Origin of the sequence: Streptomyces sp. NPDC048484, assembly GCF_040651415.1 — a bacterium.
Classification (GTDB): Bacteria; Actinomycetota; Actinomycetes; order Streptomycetales; family Streptomycetaceae; genus Streptomyces.
Genome location: NZ_JBEZJY010000045.1, coordinates 34,121 through 48,843, shown reverse-complemented (window position 1 = coordinate 48,843; position 14,723 = coordinate 34,121). Strand labels below are relative to the sequence as shown.

The 14,723-nt window shown below is 69.5% G+C and carries 14 protein-coding genes and 2 pseudogenes; 7 read left to right on the top strand and 9 right to left on the bottom strand.

The features are described from left to right. Positions 1–129: 129 nt before the first annotated feature. Positions 130–2,643 carry a DUF3516 domain-containing protein gene (locus AB0D14_RS35155; protein ID WP_362787164.1) on the top strand — a complete coding sequence of 838 codons (2,514 nt, stop codon included), beginning with the start codon at positions 130–132 and terminating at the stop codon, positions 2,641–2,643. Between the two features lie 19 nt (positions 2,644–2,662). Next, positions 2,663–3,535 (top strand): acyl-CoA thioesterase II, encoded by an 873-nt coding sequence (locus AB0D14_RS35150; protein WP_362787163.1) that lies wholly within the window; start codon positions 2,663–2,665, stop codon positions 3,533–3,535. A gap of 9 nt (positions 3,536–3,544) precedes the next feature. On the opposite strand, the gene AB0D14_RS35145 is transcribed toward AB0D14_RS35150, so the two are convergent. Continuing rightward, positions 3,545–4,798: a DUF6397 family protein gene (locus AB0D14_RS35145; RefSeq protein ID WP_362787162.1), complete on the bottom strand. Its 1,254-nt coding sequence runs from the start codon at positions 4,796–4,798 to the stop codon at positions 3,545–3,547. Between the two features lie 124 nt (positions 4,799–4,922). Then, the gene (locus AB0D14_RS35140; protein WP_362787161.1) at positions 4,923–5,336 is read right to left on the bottom strand and encodes a roadblock/LC7 domain-containing protein; all 414 of its coding nucleotides are present in this window, start codon (positions 5,334–5,336) and stop codon (positions 4,923–4,925) included. 96 nt (positions 5,337–5,432) lie between these two features. On the opposite strand from AB0D14_RS35140, the gene AB0D14_RS35135 reads away from it, so the two are divergent. Continuing rightward, a complete protein-coding gene (locus AB0D14_RS35135) occupies positions 5,433–5,861 on the top strand; it encodes a PPOX class F420-dependent oxidoreductase (protein ID WP_362787160.1) in 429 nt (142 codons plus the stop codon). 87 nt (positions 5,862–5,948) lie between these two features. On the opposite strand, the gene AB0D14_RS35130 is transcribed toward AB0D14_RS35135, so the two are convergent. The 5 genes from AB0D14_RS35130 to AB0D14_RS35110 form a co-directional block, all read right to left on the bottom strand. Beyond that, positions 5,949–6,554: an ATP/GTP-binding protein gene (locus AB0D14_RS35130; RefSeq protein ID WP_362787159.1), complete on the bottom strand. Its 606-nt coding sequence runs from the start codon at positions 6,552–6,554 to the stop codon at positions 5,949–5,951. 180 nt (positions 6,555–6,734) lie between these two features. Continuing rightward, a complete protein-coding gene (locus AB0D14_RS35125; RefSeq protein WP_362787158.1) occupies positions 6,735–7,148 on the bottom strand; it encodes a DUF742 domain-containing protein in 414 nt (137 codons plus the stop codon). 17 nt (positions 7,149–7,165) lie between these two features. Beyond that, positions 7,166–7,603: a roadblock/LC7 domain-containing protein gene (locus AB0D14_RS35120; protein ID WP_362787156.1), complete on the bottom strand. Its 438-nt coding sequence runs from the start codon at positions 7,601–7,603 to the stop codon at positions 7,166–7,168. Beyond that, positions 7,600–10,212 carry a nitrate- and nitrite sensing domain-containing protein gene (locus AB0D14_RS35115; RefSeq protein ID WP_362787154.1) on the bottom strand — a complete coding sequence of 871 codons (2,613 nt, stop codon included), beginning with the start codon at positions 10,210–10,212 and terminating at the stop codon, positions 7,600–7,602. Before AB0D14_RS35115 ends, AB0D14_RS35120 begins: the two co-directional genes overlap by 4 nt. A 61-nt stretch (positions 10,213–10,273) precedes the next feature. Further along, positions 10,274–11,047 carry an MHYT domain-containing protein gene (locus AB0D14_RS35110; protein ID WP_362787152.1) on the bottom strand — a complete coding sequence of 258 codons (774 nt, stop codon included), beginning with the start codon at positions 11,045–11,047 and terminating at the stop codon, positions 10,274–10,276. Between the two features lie 179 nt (positions 11,048–11,226). Here AB0D14_RS35110 and AB0D14_RS35105 point away from each other — a divergent pair, with 179 nt between their 5' ends. The 4 genes and pseudogenes from AB0D14_RS35105 to AB0D14_RS35090 all read left to right on the top strand — a co-directional run bounded on the left by AB0D14_RS35105 (position 11,227) and on the right by AB0D14_RS35090 (position 13,601). Beyond that, entirely contained in the window at positions 11,227–11,826 is a 600-nt protein-coding gene (locus tag AB0D14_RS35105; RefSeq protein WP_362787150.1) for a methyltransferase domain-containing protein, read from the top strand. 62 nt (positions 11,827–11,888) lie between these two features. Then, positions 11,889–12,062: pseudogene (locus AB0D14_RS35100) on the top strand (PadR family transcriptional regulator); the annotation flags it as partial. Between the two features lie 106 nt (positions 12,063–12,168). Continuing rightward, positions 12,169–12,486: a hypothetical protein gene (locus AB0D14_RS35095; RefSeq protein ID WP_362787148.1), complete on the top strand. Its 318-nt coding sequence runs from the start codon at positions 12,169–12,171 to the stop codon at positions 12,484–12,486. A 248-nt stretch (positions 12,487–12,734) separates the two neighbouring features. Next, positions 12,735–13,601, top strand: a complete 867-nt coding sequence (locus AB0D14_RS35090; protein ID WP_362787146.1) for a hypothetical protein — start codon at positions 12,735–12,737, stop codon at positions 13,599–13,601. Positions 13,602–13,783: 182 nt separating this feature from the next. On the opposite strand, the gene AB0D14_RS35085 is transcribed toward AB0D14_RS35090, so the two are convergent. Both AB0D14_RS35085 and AB0D14_RS35080 read right to left on the bottom strand, forming a co-directional pair. Continuing rightward, positions 13,784–13,966, bottom strand: a complete 183-nt coding sequence (locus tag AB0D14_RS35085) for a hypothetical protein (protein ID WP_362787144.1) — start codon at positions 13,964–13,966, stop codon at positions 13,784–13,786. Between the two features lie 105 nt (positions 13,967–14,071). After that, positions 14,072–14,603: pseudogene (locus tag AB0D14_RS35080) on the bottom strand (acyl-CoA desaturase); the annotation flags it as partial. Positions 14,604–14,723 lie beyond the last annotated feature (120 nt).

The following is a 14,723-nucleotide window of genomic DNA, read 5'->3' as shown; positions in this document are numbered from 1 at the left end:
ATTCCTCTTGTATTGGTTGCCAGTTACCCAAGTGCGCTGGCACGTGGCCGACGACACAGCGTAGCGTTCGTGATCTTCGGCCCCGCATCCGATTCCCTCATCGGGTGGGATGACAGGCAAGATGGGGGTGTGACCCTTATCGATCAGCTGCCGCAGACCGCAGATCCCGACGCCCTCTACGAAGCCTTCGAGTCGTGGGCCGGGGAACGCGGTCTCACGCTCTATCCCCACCAGGAGGAGGCGCTGATCGAGGTGGTCTCGGGTGCGAACGTGATCGTGTCGACCCCCACGGGGTCCGGCAAGAGCATGATCGCCGCGGGTGCGCACTTCGCGGCGCTCGCCCGTGACGAGGTCACCTTCTACACGGCGCCGATCAAGGCGCTCGTCTCTGAGAAGTTCTTCGAGCTGTGCAAGATCTTCGGCACCGAGAACGTGGGCATGCTCACCGGCGACGCGTCCGTGAACTCCGACGCCCCCATCATCTGCTGCACCGCCGAGGTCCTGGCGTCGATCGCGCTGCGCGACGGCAAGCGAGCCGACGTCGGCCAGGTCGTGATGGACGAGTTCCACTTCTACGCCGAGGCCGACCGGGGCTGGGCCTGGCAGATCCCGATCCTCGAACTGCCGCAGGCTCAGTTCATCCTGATGTCGGCGACGCTCGGCGACGTCTCCAGGTTCGAGGAGGACCTGACCCGGCGGACCGGCCGTCCCACCTCTGTGGTCCGCTCGGTGACCCGTCCTGTGCCCCTCTCCTACGAGTACAAGCTGACGCCGCTCACCGAGACGCTCACCGAGCTTCTCGAGACGAGGCAGGCGCCCGTCTACATCGTGCACTTCACCCAGGCGCAGGCCGTGGAACGGGCGCAGGCACTGATGAGCATCAACATGTGCACGCGTGAGGAGAAGGACCAGATCGCCGAGCTGATCGGCAGCTTCCGTTTCACCACCAAGTTCGGCCGTAACCTCTCCCGTTACGTGCGGCACGGCATCGGTGTGCACCACGCCGGCATGCTGCCCAAGTACCGCCGTCTGGTGGAGAAGCTGGCGCAGGCCGGTCTCCTGAAGGTCATCTGCGGCACGGACACCCTCGGCGTCGGCGTCAACGTACCCATCCGCACCGTGCTGTTCACCGCGCTGGCGAAGTACGACGGCATTCGCGTACGGACGCTGCGCGCTCGGGAGTTCCACCAGATCGCCGGTCGGGCCGGCCGGGCGGGCTTCGACACGGCGGGCTTCGTCGTGGCGCAGGCTCCCGAGCACGTCGTGGAGAACCAGAAGGCCCTCGCCAAGGCGGGCGACGATCCGAAGAAGCGTCGCAAGGTGGTGCGCAAGAAGGCCCCGGAAGGCTTCGTCGGGTGGACGGACACCACGTTCGAGAAGCTGATCTCGTCCGCTCCGGAGCCGCTGACCTCGCGCTTCAGGGTCACGCACACGATGCTGCTGTCGGTGATCGCACGACCCGGCAACGCCTTCGCCGCGATGCGTCATCTGCTGGAGGACAACCACGAGTCGCGCAAGCAGCAACTGCGGCACATCCGGCGGGCGATCGCCATCTACCGCTCGCTCCTCGACGGCGGAATCGTGGAGAAACTCGACACGCCCGATGCCGAGGGCCGCGTCGTGCGCCTCACCGTCGACCTGCAGCAGGACTTCGCCCTCAACCAGCCGCTGTCGACCTTCGCTCTTGCCGCGTTCGAGCTCGTGGACCCCGAATCCCCTTCGTACGCCCTGGACATGGTGTCCGTCCTGGAGTCCACGTTGGACGACCCTCGGCAGATCCTCGCAGCCCAGCAGAACAAGGCCCGCGGCGAGGCCGTGGGGGCGATGAAGGCGGACGGTGTCGAGTACGAGGAGCGCATGGAGCGGCTCCAGGACGTGTCGTACCCCAAGCCGCTGGAAGAGCTGCTCTTCCACGCGTACGACACCTACCGCAAGAGCCATCCGTGGGTGGGCGACCACCCGCTCTCTCCGAAGTCCGTCATCCGTGACATGTACGAACGGGCCATGACGTTCACGGAGTTCGTCTCCTATTACGAGCTTGCCCGCACCGAGGGCATCGTGCTCCGCTACCTGGCGAGCGCCTTCAAGGCCCTGGACCACACCGTCCCGGACGACCTGAAGTCGGAGGACCTGGAGGACCTGATCGCCTGGCTCGGCGAGATGGTGCGTCAGGTCGACTCGAGTCTCCTCGACGAGTGGGAACAGCTCGCCAACCCCGAGGTCATGACGGCCGAGGAGGCTCAGGAGAGGGCCGACCAGGTCAAACCGGTCACGGCCAACGCGCGCGCCTTCCGGGTCCTCGTCCGCAACGCCATGTTCCGGCGCGTCGAACTCGCCGCCCTCGACCATGTCTCGGAACTCGGCGAGATGGACGCCGAGTCCGGCTGGGACACCGACGCCTGGGGCGAGGCGATGGACAAGTACTGGGACGAGTACGACGATCTCGGCACCGGTCCCGACGCACGCGGCCCCAAGCTCCTGCTCATCGAGGAGGAGCCGCAGAACGGTCTGTGGCGGGTGAGGCAGGCCTTCGCCGACCCGAACGGCGATCACGACTGGGGCATCAGCGCGGAAGTCGATCTCGTGGCCTCCGATACCGAAGGACGTGCGGTCGTCAAGGTCACCGCCGTCGGCCAGCTGTGAGTACAGGAGAACGGGACTCATGACGAATCCAGCGGAACGACTCGTCGATCTGCTCGACCTGGAGCAGATCGAGGTCGACATATTCCGTGGCCTCAGCCCGCAGGAATCCCTGCAGCGGGTCTTCGGGGGACAGGTGGCCGGCCAGGCCCTCGTCGCCGCCGGCCGTACCACGGACGCGGAACGGCCCGTGCACTCGCTGCACGCGTACTTCCTGCGTCCGGGCCGGCCGGGCGTGCCCATCGTGTACCAGGTCGAACGGGTGCGGGACGGGCGGTCCTTCACCACGCGCCGCGTCACAGCCGTACAGCAGGGCCGCACGATCTTCAATCTCACCGCCTCCTTTCACAAGCCTGAGGTAGGGAGCTTCGAGCACCAGCTGCCGCCGGCCCGCGAGGTCCCGGATCCCGAGTCGCTTCCGAGCGTCACTCAGGAGATCAAGGAGCATCTGGGCGCGCTCCCCGAGACGCTGGAGCGCATGGCCCGGCGTCAGCCTTTCGACATTCGCTATGCGGACCGGTTGCGCTGGACTCCCGAGGAGATCGAGCACGCCGAACCGCGCAGCGCCGTGTGGATGCGTGCCGTCGGCCCGCTGGGCGACGACCCGCTGGTGCACACCTGCGCGCTCACCTATGCGAGCGACATGACTCTCCTGGACGCCGTCCGCATCCCGGTGGAACCCCTCTGGGGCCAGCGCGGCTTCGACATGGCTTCCTTGGACCACGCCATGTGGTTCCACCGGCCGTTCCGCGCCGACGAGTGGTTCCTGTACGACCAGGAGTCTCCGATCGCGACGGGCGGCCGGGGTCTGGCCCGGGGCCGTATCTACGACCTGGAGGGACGCCTGCTCGTTTCCGTCGTCCAGGAGGGGCTGTTCCGCAAGCTGGAGAGCTGACGAGTCGCGTCACGGGTGTCTGCGTCGCAGTCGGCCGAGGAGGCCCCTGGGGCGCTCCGGTTTGTCGACCGCCTGCTGCGCCTCGGCCGGCTGTCGCTGCTCGGCGGGTTGCGGCTGCTCGGCCGGGCGCCGGAGCGGGACCGGGTGTCGGAGCGAGACCGGGTGCTGAAGTTCGGTTGGTCGTCGTACTTCGGTGAGTTGTCGTACATCCGCCGGGTGCCGCAGTTTGGTGGCCTGCCGCAGCGCAGCGGGCCGTCGGTGCTCTGTCGGCATTCGGTGCTCAATCGGCGGTCGGCGCACCCCGAGCGGGGCCGGCCGGTCGTGATCCACGGGCGGAGCCCCGGGCTCCGTCGTCGGTCGTGGGGCGGGCCGATGGTCTCGTGCCTCCTCCAGCCCGTTCGCCAAGTCGGCGCGAAGCCAGCTGATCTCGTCCGGGTCCACCGCTGTCATGATCCGGGCGGTGATGCGGGCCGAGGGCGAATCGGGCGCGCCGTGGGTGTCCTGGTCGGGCCGGTACCGGTCCATGTAGGCGCGCTCGTAGGGATCAGAGACGATCTCGGCGACCTGAATGGGATCGAGCAGCGACGCGACGGCCGCGACACGTGCCCACGGGTCCTCGGTCTGCCGGAGCGCGAACCCGAGGTGCCGCCCTCGCCAGTTCCGGGCCCGCAGATCCAGGCCCGCGTCCAACTGGTCACGCAGTCTCTCGGGCACCCGGCCGTTCATCAGCGGCGCGTGTTCCTTGTTGTCGGCGAACTGCCGCAGTTCCTCGGCCAGATACAGCCACACCACGGCCCGGTAGCGATTCAAATAGTATTTGACGGGAACGACGAGGCCCAGGCGGGCGAAGCGGGTGAACCGAGCGGCCGTGATGTTCATGAGGGCCGCGCCCTCGGAGGTACCGACCGCTTTGACGCGTTCCCTGAGGACTTCCGGAAAACCTTCTTCGGACTTCACCCTGTCGATCTCCGCGCGGGTGACGCGATGGCCTCCGGCGCCTTCGTCAGGCACCGTGCGGATGCGCCCGAGGCGTACTGCGAGGTCGAACTCGCCTCGCTTGAGCTCCAGTTCTCGCGCGGCGCGGCTCTTCGCGAGTGTCGGTCGCGACGCGAGGGCGCCAGGCGCGTTCGTGACGGCGTCGGACGGGCTCCTGACGTCGACAGGCTTGGTGTCGGCAGAGTTGGTCTCGGCAGTCTTGAGGTCGGCAGGCCCGTTCGAGTCGGACACGGACATGACGGTCTGCGTGCTGGTCTTTCCGGACATGGTGGTTCTCCCCCGTGCAGCGGTGCGCGGTTGCGTGCGCTTGCTTCGAGGAAAACCGTAGCCGCTTCGCCGCTTCTCGCTCCGAGCCTGTGGATAACCTCGATCGCGATGACGTCTGCGCAGGTCAGATGTCTACGGAGGGGGAGTGTTCCGGCTGTCGCGCATCGACGTGGAGATGCTCACCGACACGATTGACGAGCAGTGTCATCTCGTACGCGACCTGGCCGATGTCGGCTTCCGCCGCGCTGAGTACGCAGAGACAGCTGCCGGTGCCCGCCGCCGTGACGAAGAGCACCGCGTCGTCGAACTCGACCATCGTCTGGCGGACCCGTCCCGCGCCGAAGTGCCGGCCGGAGCCTTTGGCCAGACTGTGCAGGCCCGATGAGACGGCGGCGAGATGTTCGGCGTCCTCCCGCCGTAGACCTGTGCTCGCCCCGGTCACCAGCCCGTCGTTGGACAGCACCAGTGCGTGGCGTATGTGCTCGACACGCTGGGTCAGGTCGTCGAGCAGCCAGTCGAGTCCCTGGTTCTCAGCCATGGTCCGTCTCCCCGTGGATGTGTGGCTCCCCCTGGCCGGAGGATCCGATCGACCAGCCTTCCCCACCGTCGCCGTCCGGGCAAGGAGGATGGGGGCATGGCACAGAAGATGACCGATGAGGAATGGCGGGCATTCGTCTCGCACGGAACCCGCACCGGCAAGTTGTCGACCGTCCGGGCCGACGGACGCCCCCATGTGGCGCCGATCTGGTTTCTCCTGGACGGGGACGACCTGGTCTTCAATACAGGGAAGGAGACAGTCAAAGGACGGAATCTGGCCCGCGACGGCCGGGTGGCCCTGTGCGTGGACGACGACCGGCCTCCGTTCGCGTATGTCGTCCTGCAGGGGCATGCCCGGATCTCGGAGGACCTGGACGACGTCCGGCTCTGGGCCGGACGGATCGGCAACCGGTACATGGGTGAGGAACGCGCCGAGGAGTTCGCGGACCGCAACGGCGTGCCCGGCGAACTCGTCGTCCGCGTGAGGATCGAGAAGGTTCTCGCGGAGGCCTCGGTCTCCGACTGACTGAACGGGACTGACTCAACGGGACCGACTGAACGGGTCATCACAAGTCGGCGCAGGTCGGCAGGGCCTGCGCCGAGGTGGTCCACGTCAGCCGACCGAGTCGAGCAGCCGGGCGGTGTGCACCCGTCCGGCGTACTCGACGAGACGTATCAGCACCTCCTTCCCCGAGTCACGGTCACGGGCGTCGCAGAGCACCACGGGTGTTCCCCGGTCGAGGTCGAGGGCCCGTGACACTTCGTGAGCGCCGTACGTGCGCGCGTCCGTGAAGCAGTTGACCGCCACCACGAAGGGGATGTGCCGGTGCTCGAAGTAGTCCACCGCGGGAAAGCAGTCCTCGAGCCGCCGGGTGTCCGCGAGGACGACGGCGCCGAGGGCTCCTTGCGCGAGTTCGTCCCACAGGAACCAGAACCTGTCCTGTCCCGGCGTGCCGAACAGGTAGAGCGACAGGCCGGATCTGATGGTGATGCGTCCGAAGTCCATGGCGACGGTCGTCGTGACCTTCTGGTCCACGCCGACGGTGTCGTCCACCGCCTGGCCCGCCTCGCTCAACAGTTCCTCGGTGCGCAGCGGCCTGATCTCACTGACCGCGCCCACCAGGGTGGTCTTTCCGACGCCGAAGCCGCCGGCAACGAGGATCTTCAACGCCAGGGCGGCCGTCTCACCGCTGCCGGCATCGGAGTGTTCGGGGACCATCGTTCACTTCTCTCGGGAGTGCCGGCAACAGGCCACGTCAAGGCAGGCGCGGGGAGGCAGGGGCGCGGCAGCTGCCGCACTCCTTCGACAAGTCGGATCCGGTAAGGCGGATTCGATGGGTCGGATTCGATGGGTCGGACCGCGCATCCGACCGGCTCGCCAGGAGCGGTGATTCCTCATCTACAGGGCCCTCAGTCCATCGATGACCTCGCGCAGGATGCGCTCGTCGGGCAGTTGTGCGGGCGGCACGGGGCGGCTGACTGTCACACATCCGAGTTCGAGCAGGTCGCCCAGGAGCACGCGCACCACACCGGCAGGCAGGTCGGTGCCCGCGGCCAGTTCGGCCACCGACTGGGTTTCGGTCCGGCAGAGTTCCAAAAGGGCCCGGTGTTCGGGGCCGAGCGCGGTGTCGGCGTCGGCCTCGGGTGCCCCGGTATCGAGTGTGACGAGGGCGATCAGGTCGAAGCGCACCCCGGTGGACCCAGGCTGGGTGCGCCCGCCCGTCATCGCGTACGGGCGGACGAGCGGCCCCGCCTCGTTGTCGTACCACTGACTGCCCGGCTGCTCGGGGGTGACTGCCCGGTCCTCGGTCATCTGTGCCGTCCCCTCTCTCACCCGGCCGCGGGCGGACGAGTGGCCATGCGCGGAGCCGAGTAGAGGTGCTCGCCCACTCGTCTGACCAGGCGTGCCATCTCGTAGGCGATCAGGCCGATGTCGGCGGTGACGGTGCTCAGCACTGCGAGGCAGGAGCCTTCGCCCGCGGCGGCCACGAACAGGAAGCCGTCGTCCATCTCCACCATGGTCTGCCGTACCCCGCCGGCCCCGAAGTGGCGGCCCGCGCCCTTGGCCAGGCTGTGGAAGCCGGAGGCGACCGCGGCGAGATGCTCCGCGTCCTCGCGTCTGAGGCCGGTGGACGCGCCCGCGGCGAGCCCGTCGTTGGAAAGCACGACGGCGTGTCTCACCTCGGCGACCCGCACGACCAGGTCGTCCAGCAGCCAGTCGAGTTCACCGGCCCGTGCTGCGGCCCCCGTGCCCGGGTCATGGATCATGCGCGGTCTCCTTCGCTGCTGTCACTGGCCTCTGCGGGGCCGGGGGTCGCACGGAGGCCGGGGGAACGTCCGCCACCGCGGGCCCACCCGGCGCGGTAGGCCGCCATCCGGTCCCGTACCGCTTCGGGGGTGCGCTCCTCGGCGTCGTCCCGGCGAGTGACCGGGTCCGCGTGCTCTGCGGCGCGTTCTTCGCGCAACTGCGGTGCGAGGCTGGCCTGCCGTACGCGCCGCGGGAGTTCGTCGGACGGCTCGGCATCGTCGGACGGCTCGGCGTCGCCGGAGGGCTCGGCATCGTCGGAGGGGCGGTGCAGGCGCAGGGTGATGACCTCGGGCGGGGTGTCGTCGTGCGAGCCGTCCGCCGAAGCCTCCGCCGGGGCGCCCACGGGCTGGACGAGTGCGGGTCGCTCGATGTGTGCCTCCACGGAGTCATGTCGGGGGGCGGGGCCGGGCACGCGCGCGTACTCGCGTTCGGCCGGGCGTTCGGCACGTCGTTCCGCCCCCGGCCGACGGGCACCGGAACGTTCCTCCGCGCCCGTGTGCGGTTTCACCGTGTGCAGCAGCGCCATGGGGATCAGGACCACCGCGGTGGTGCCTCCGTAGGGTGAGGTCCGCAGGTGCACCTTGATGCCGTGGCGGGCGGCGAGCCTGCTCACCACGAAGAGGCCCAGGCGGTCGCTGTCGAACAGGTCGAGCGCCTGGGACTGTTCGATACGGCGGTTGGCCTCAGCGAGCGTCTCCTTGCCCATGCCCAGACCGCGGTCCTCGACCTCCACGGCGTACCCGTTGCCGACCGGCTCGCCGGTGACCCGCACCCTGGTGTGGGGCGGGGAGAACTGGGCTGCGTTCTCGACGATTTCGGCCAGAAGATGTGTGAGGTCGGCGATCGCGGCTCCGACGACCAGGGTCTCCGGGAGTTGTCGTACCTCCACGCGCGCGTAGTCCTCCACTTCGGAGACGGCCGCCCGCACCACGTTCGTCAAGGAGACAGGCATGCGCCAGGCCCGGCCGGGGGCGGCCCCCGAGAGGATGATCAGGCTTTCCGCGTGGCGCCGCATCCGCGTCGTGAGGTGGTCGAGGCGGAAGAGGTCGCTCAGCTCGTTCGGGTCCTCGGAGCGGCGCTCCATGCTGTCCAGCAGGGTCAGTTGGCGGTGGACGAGGACCTGGCTGCGGCGGGCGAGGTTGACGAAGACGCCGGAGATGCCCCCGGCGAGCTCCGCGCGTTCGACGGCGGCGTGCAGGGCGGCACGGTGCACGGTGGTCAGGGCTTCCGCGACCTGCCCGGCCTCGTCCACGGCCGGTGGCCCGGGCGGGGCCTCGGCACGGACGTCGATCTCCTCTCCGGCCCGCAGTTTCCGCATGGCGTGCGGGAGTTTGCGCCGGGCGATCTCCAGGGCGCTGTTGCGCAGGGTGACCAGTTCGATGACGAGACCGCGCCCGATGCGTACGGAGATGACCAGTGACGCGGCCACGGCTGCGAGCCCCAGGAGGACCGCGGCACCTGCTGGTGAGAGCAGGCCGCGGCGGAGGGGGTCGGCCCGGTCCGCGACGCCACGGCGGGCATCCTCCTCGATGGTCCGCATGTCGTCCTGTACGCGTGCGTGGGCCGCGTTCCATGTCGCCCCGTGCACGGCTTGGAGCGCCTTTGCGCCAGGTGAGGTGGCAAGCACCTTGTCCTCGACGGCCGTCATGTCGGCGTAGACACCGCCCTCCGCGACGTCCTGCCAGGCGGCTCGTGCCGGTCGGCGGAGATCTGCCACAGCGGAGTCGGTGAGCAGCCTGCGGGTGTCGACTGCGCCGGTGTACATCCGCGACCGATGCCCGTCGAGGGTCCCTGCGAGCCTGGCGCCGTCGAGGATCGCATCCTCCTGGGCCAGGGCCTCTCCCGCGCGGGAGAACTCAAGCAGTACGCGCGCGTCGGAGCCGAACTCCGCGTCCTGGATGCCGGTGAGCGCTCCGCTCACGCCGAAGGCCGTCGTGATGGCCCGGGTGTACCGCTGGTACACCTCGTCCCAGCCGGTCCTGCGGTCCAGTACGGCGGTCCGCAGGGAGCGGAGTCGCTCGGCCCCGGTCACGAAGGTTTCGAGACGTCCAGCCACCCCCGCGGGCAGTTCCCCGCTGTCGGCGACGGTGCTGCCGTCTCCGAGCCGGAGTTTCGCCACGGCCCGGTCGGTGCGTGCCGCCAGCTTCTCCATGTCTCTCTCCCGGTCGGCGGCAGGGCGTGTGGCGTTACGGACGGCTGCGGCCCGTTCATCCTGGAGCGCGGCGACGGCCGCGGCGACCGGGGCGCGCACCTGGGAGTCCACACGCTGCGACTGGCGCAACCGGGAGACGTCCTGCGCTGTGGTGACGGTGGCGTGCGCCCAGAGTGCGAGCAAGGAGACGACCGGGACCATGAGCAGGCAGACGATCTTCGCTCGCACGGTGCGAGGGCGCAGACTCCAGGTCTTCGCGCGCGGGGGCAGGTCACTCGGCTCCGCGTCGGCGGATTCCTCGCGGCCGGAGCGACGGGAGCCTTCGTCGGCCGGCGATCCGGCGTGCGCACGGCGGCCCCGCACCGGGGCCGGCGACGGCTGCGAACCGTCTGTCGGGGTCCTTCGGGATGTACGCATGGCCTCCTCGCTCGGGAGTGGTTCGGGGGCACGCCTGCCGGATCGCCGGTCCGGCCCTCCGCTAAAGGGCGGCGTTCTCGACAGGCCGCTGGGCCGACGCGGAGGCCTCACGCTCATCCGCGGTCGGGGACAGCGCTACGAAGGCCGACGTCAGGAAGAGATAGGACCCGAGGCCGACTGCGAGGGGGAAGATGAACTGCATCGCCGCGGCCCCGGGCAGGGCCTCCCCGGAAGGGATGACGTGGACGCCGACCGCGATCATCCCGGTGTAGTGCATGCTGCTCACCGCTCCGCCCATGACGAGCGAGGCGACGGCGACCGCGATCGGCGACCTGATGTTGAGTGCCGCCCACAGTGCCGCGGTCGCCGCCACCACGGCGATGACGACGGAGACTCCGACGAGCACCGGGTCGTAGCTCACGTCACCGTGCAGGCGCAGCGCGGCCATGCCCAGGTAGTGCATGCTCGCCACGCCGAGGCCGGTGGTCAGCCCACCGAGGACGAGTGCACGCCCGCGGTCACGGCCGTAGCCCACGGCGAAGACGCCGGCGCCTACGACGACCATGGCGACGACCAGACTGAGCATGGTCAATGGCACGTTGTAGCGGATGTCGGTGCCGCTGACGCTGAAGCCGAGCATCGCCACGAAGTGCATGGTCCAGATGCCCGTGCCGATCGCGGAGGCCGCGGTGACAAGCCAGTTGCGGCGCGACCGGCCAACGGCGCCGAGGGCGCGGACCGTGCAGCGCAGCCCGAGGGCGGCGCCTATGGAGGCCATGGCGTACGACAGCACGGGGGTCAGCCAGCCGAAGGTGGCGTGGTCCAGGTGTCCCATGGCTCCGGGACGCTAGTCCGGCCGAGGGCGCGCACAGGGGGCGCGTTTCGAAAGCTGTTGGAATATGGCGTAGAGATGCAGGGGAACGATCGCGTCGCGCTCGAACGTGTGCACCGCCTCATGTTTTGCGTCGGCGTTCGATCAGGTTGCTCGGCACGCGGTGCGAGATCATGCGGTGCATGAGCGACAACCACACACATGTCCAGGAGTTCTTCTCGGCCCGCGCGGCCGACTGGGACGACCGGTTCCCCGACGACGGGCCGTTGTACGCGGCGGCAGTCTCCGAGCTGGGGCTGCGGGAGGGCGACCGGGTGCTCGACGCGGGCTGCGGTACGGGGCGGGCCCTGCCGCCCCTCAGAGAGGCCGTGGGGCCTTCGGGCGTGGTCCTCGGCGCGGACCTGACGCCGGCCATGCTGGAGGCCGCGGTTCTGGCGGGCCGTGACCGGGCCGGGCAGTTGCTCCTCGCCGACGCGGCACGATTGCCGCTGCGCCCGGAATCGCTCCATGCCGTCTTCGCGGCCGGGCTCATCGCGCATCTTCCGCACCCCGCCGAGAATTTGCGGGAGTTGGCACGGGTCGTACGGCCCGCCGGGATCCTGGCGCTCTTCCACCCGATCGGCCGGGCCGCCCTCGCGGCGCGCCAGGGACGGCAGATCACACCGGACGACCTGCGCGCCGAGGCCAACCTGGGCCCGCTGCTGTTCGCCTCCGGCTGGCACATGACGTCGTACGTGGACGAGTCCGCCCGGTTCCTCGCACTGGCCGTACGCCGGCCCTGACAGCGCCGCTCCCCCCGGCCGCTCAGGGCCTTCCGCCGTTCGCGACCTTCCGGGCCGCTCAAAGCCTCCTCGAGGAGCCAGCTAGTTTCTTCCACGAAGACGATCGGCCGCTGCGCGCCGAGGAGTTGAGCGACCCCTTCCGGCGCGGGATCCTCACCATCGCCCGAGCCGCGAGCCGGGCCGACCCGGCGCGGCTCCGATCCATGATCGACACGCTCGACGAAGGCGTCCGATGACGCTTCACGGCTCCGCCCTCTTCTGATGCCGAAGATTCAACTCTACGTTGAATGGAGACAGATGGGCGATGACCGACGAAACAGCACACGGGAGAAGGTGGCCCTAATGTCCGGCACGTTGGCCAGACTCTGGAATCTCCTTTTACGCCCACGAACGGCCGAGTCCCGGCACCCCTCCCCTCCGGCCAGGCCTCATCCGAAGAAGCAGACGCACAACCTGTTCGAAGCCGCGGCGGCCTATGTGTCGGCGGGTGCCGAGGACGACCAGGACGGGATCGACGAGGCCTCGACCTGGGTGTCACCGGAGGCCCTCTCGTTCGGCGTGAACGAGCTGGCGTGCCGGGCCGTCATCGCGCTCGCGCGAGAACGCGACGAGTCGCCCACCACCGTGGCCCGCACTCTCCTCGGGCTGCCGGCCGCCTGACCGGGGCGGGGCCGGGCTGGGCCGGGGCGGGAGACGAATCGGCCCCGCCGCTTCCCTCTGTCCCGATACGCGTCGCCCCGACCGGACGACGGACCGGCGCGGGGGCATGAGTGGAATCTGCGCGGCAGGAGGTGGTCGTTTCGGCCCGTACCGGACGATGGACGCAGCCCCTGCGTGTCCCGGCCCCGTGACAACGGCCGTGAGCGCGCATTAGGGTGCGCCGACGGATGTAGCGAGGGGAGGCTGGGATGGCCGGGACGGACGATGAGGCCGTCGCCACCGGGGACGACGACGCACTCTATGTGCTGACGGCGGTGCTCTTGACGCCGGCGCAGTTCCCCAGCGTGCTGGGCGACGACTACCCGGAGGCCTGTGCGGCACTGGCCCTCGCGCCCCTCGCCGACGGGTACGGCCTGGTGCTCGGCCAGGACGGCGACGGGGCGCGATGGACAGTCGTCGTCGACGACGTCTCACTGGTCGCCGTCGCCATCGCCTCCTGGGACTGCGGTATGGAGTACGACCTGTCGCCGGACGAACGCTCGATGGTGGCGGCGCTGCCCGGGTGGCCGCTCGGCGTGGCGGTCGCGGCCCCCGGTGTGCCCGCCCCGCATGATCCCCCACCTGAGATCGCGGAGCAGGCCCCCTTGTGCCCGCCGGACACATCTGCCTGGGGTGCAGCCCAGCGGCGCCTCGGCGCGGACGAGATCGCGCTTCAGTGGGCCGCGTGGCGTGAACAGATCGACGAGACCGCATTCGCCGGTTCGACGGCCGAGGAGTCCGCAGCGAGTGACGCATCCGAGCCGGCCGGCGAGGAAGAGGGAGAGGCGGAGAACGGCGGGCGGAAGCCGCTCAGTGCCGTCCAGCGCGTCCTTGCCGAGGCGCGCTCGTACGTGTACGCGCCCCCGCCCCTCGGCCGCGTGCGCTCGTCCTTCGCCCCGGGGGACGCGCGGACGCTGAGGGTCGACGGGCCTGGCTGGTCGATGGTGGCGCGGACCGACGACATCGCTTTCGTGCTGCTCGACGAGCAGCCTGGAGAGATCCTTCCGGTCGGCCGCGGCCCCGAGCTGCCCGGCCTGCTGGAGGCTCTGGACAAGATGGCGGTACGCCCCAACTGAGCCAGGCGGACCGAAACCCAGGCTGCCACCATCGGACGGAACCGTGCGGAGCGGCGCGCTCGCCTGGATGTAGCACGGCACTCAGCCGCTCGTGGACCACACCATCGGCAGACCCACGAGCGGCGACATGGTCGAGTACGAATCCTGCGCTCCGGAAGAGAACCGACCAGGCGGGGGGCGCCTCAGCGGCCCAGCTCCTTTCGTCCGGCGCGGCGCAGCCTGCGGCGCTGTGAGGGGTCCAGCGTCAGATACGCCACCGCGGGAACCCCCAGGACGATCAGCAGGGCGGCCCACCAGGGCAGCAAGAAGATCAGGACGATGCCGACCGCGACACCCCCCGCGGCTATCTTCGCGTTCCTTGACATTTGCGTAGCCTCCTTTGCGGCCACTGCCGCTCTCTGTCTTGAGAACGGACCCGTGCTCCCGGCAGTTCCGGGCCGCGACCCTGATACGACCCTGAGACACGCCCCCTACTCGACCCTGAGGGGCTCCCCGACCTCGTACATGTGCCGCAGGGCCTGCCGATAGGACCACCAGCCCCGTCCCCACGTAAGAGATACCCAACTCACGGCAGTGGGCGCGCACCAGGGGCTGGGCGAGTTTCAGATGAGGGCGGGGCATGCTCGGGAACAGGTGATGCTCGATCTGGTAGTTGAGACCACCGAGGAACCAGTCGGTCAGGTTCCCTCGGCGGACGTTGCGCGAGGTGAGCACCTGGCGGCGGAGATGCCCCCACCCCTCCGCCTCGGGGTCGGGCATCTCCAAGCCCTTGTGGTTCGGCGCGAAAGCCATGCCCAGGTGCAGCCCGAAGAGCGCCTGGTGGACAGCGGCGAAGGCGAGGGCCAGGCCGAGCGACATGAAGCTCAGCAGGGCCGCGTACGCGGCGAGATGCAGCCTGTTCGCGTGGACGAGTCCGATCACTCGGCCCACCGGCCGGTTGCCGGTCACCTGGGAGTGTCCCGCGTCGTGGCCTATGAAGGCCGTGCGGGCGCACAGCACGGATCCAGGCGGGGGGAAGCTCGACCGCGGGGTGGCCTTGGCACCACCCCGGACAGGCTCTGGCGCGAAGAGACCGGCACTGCAGATGAGGCATTTTGCGCACCTCTTGCCGTGCTGTACCCT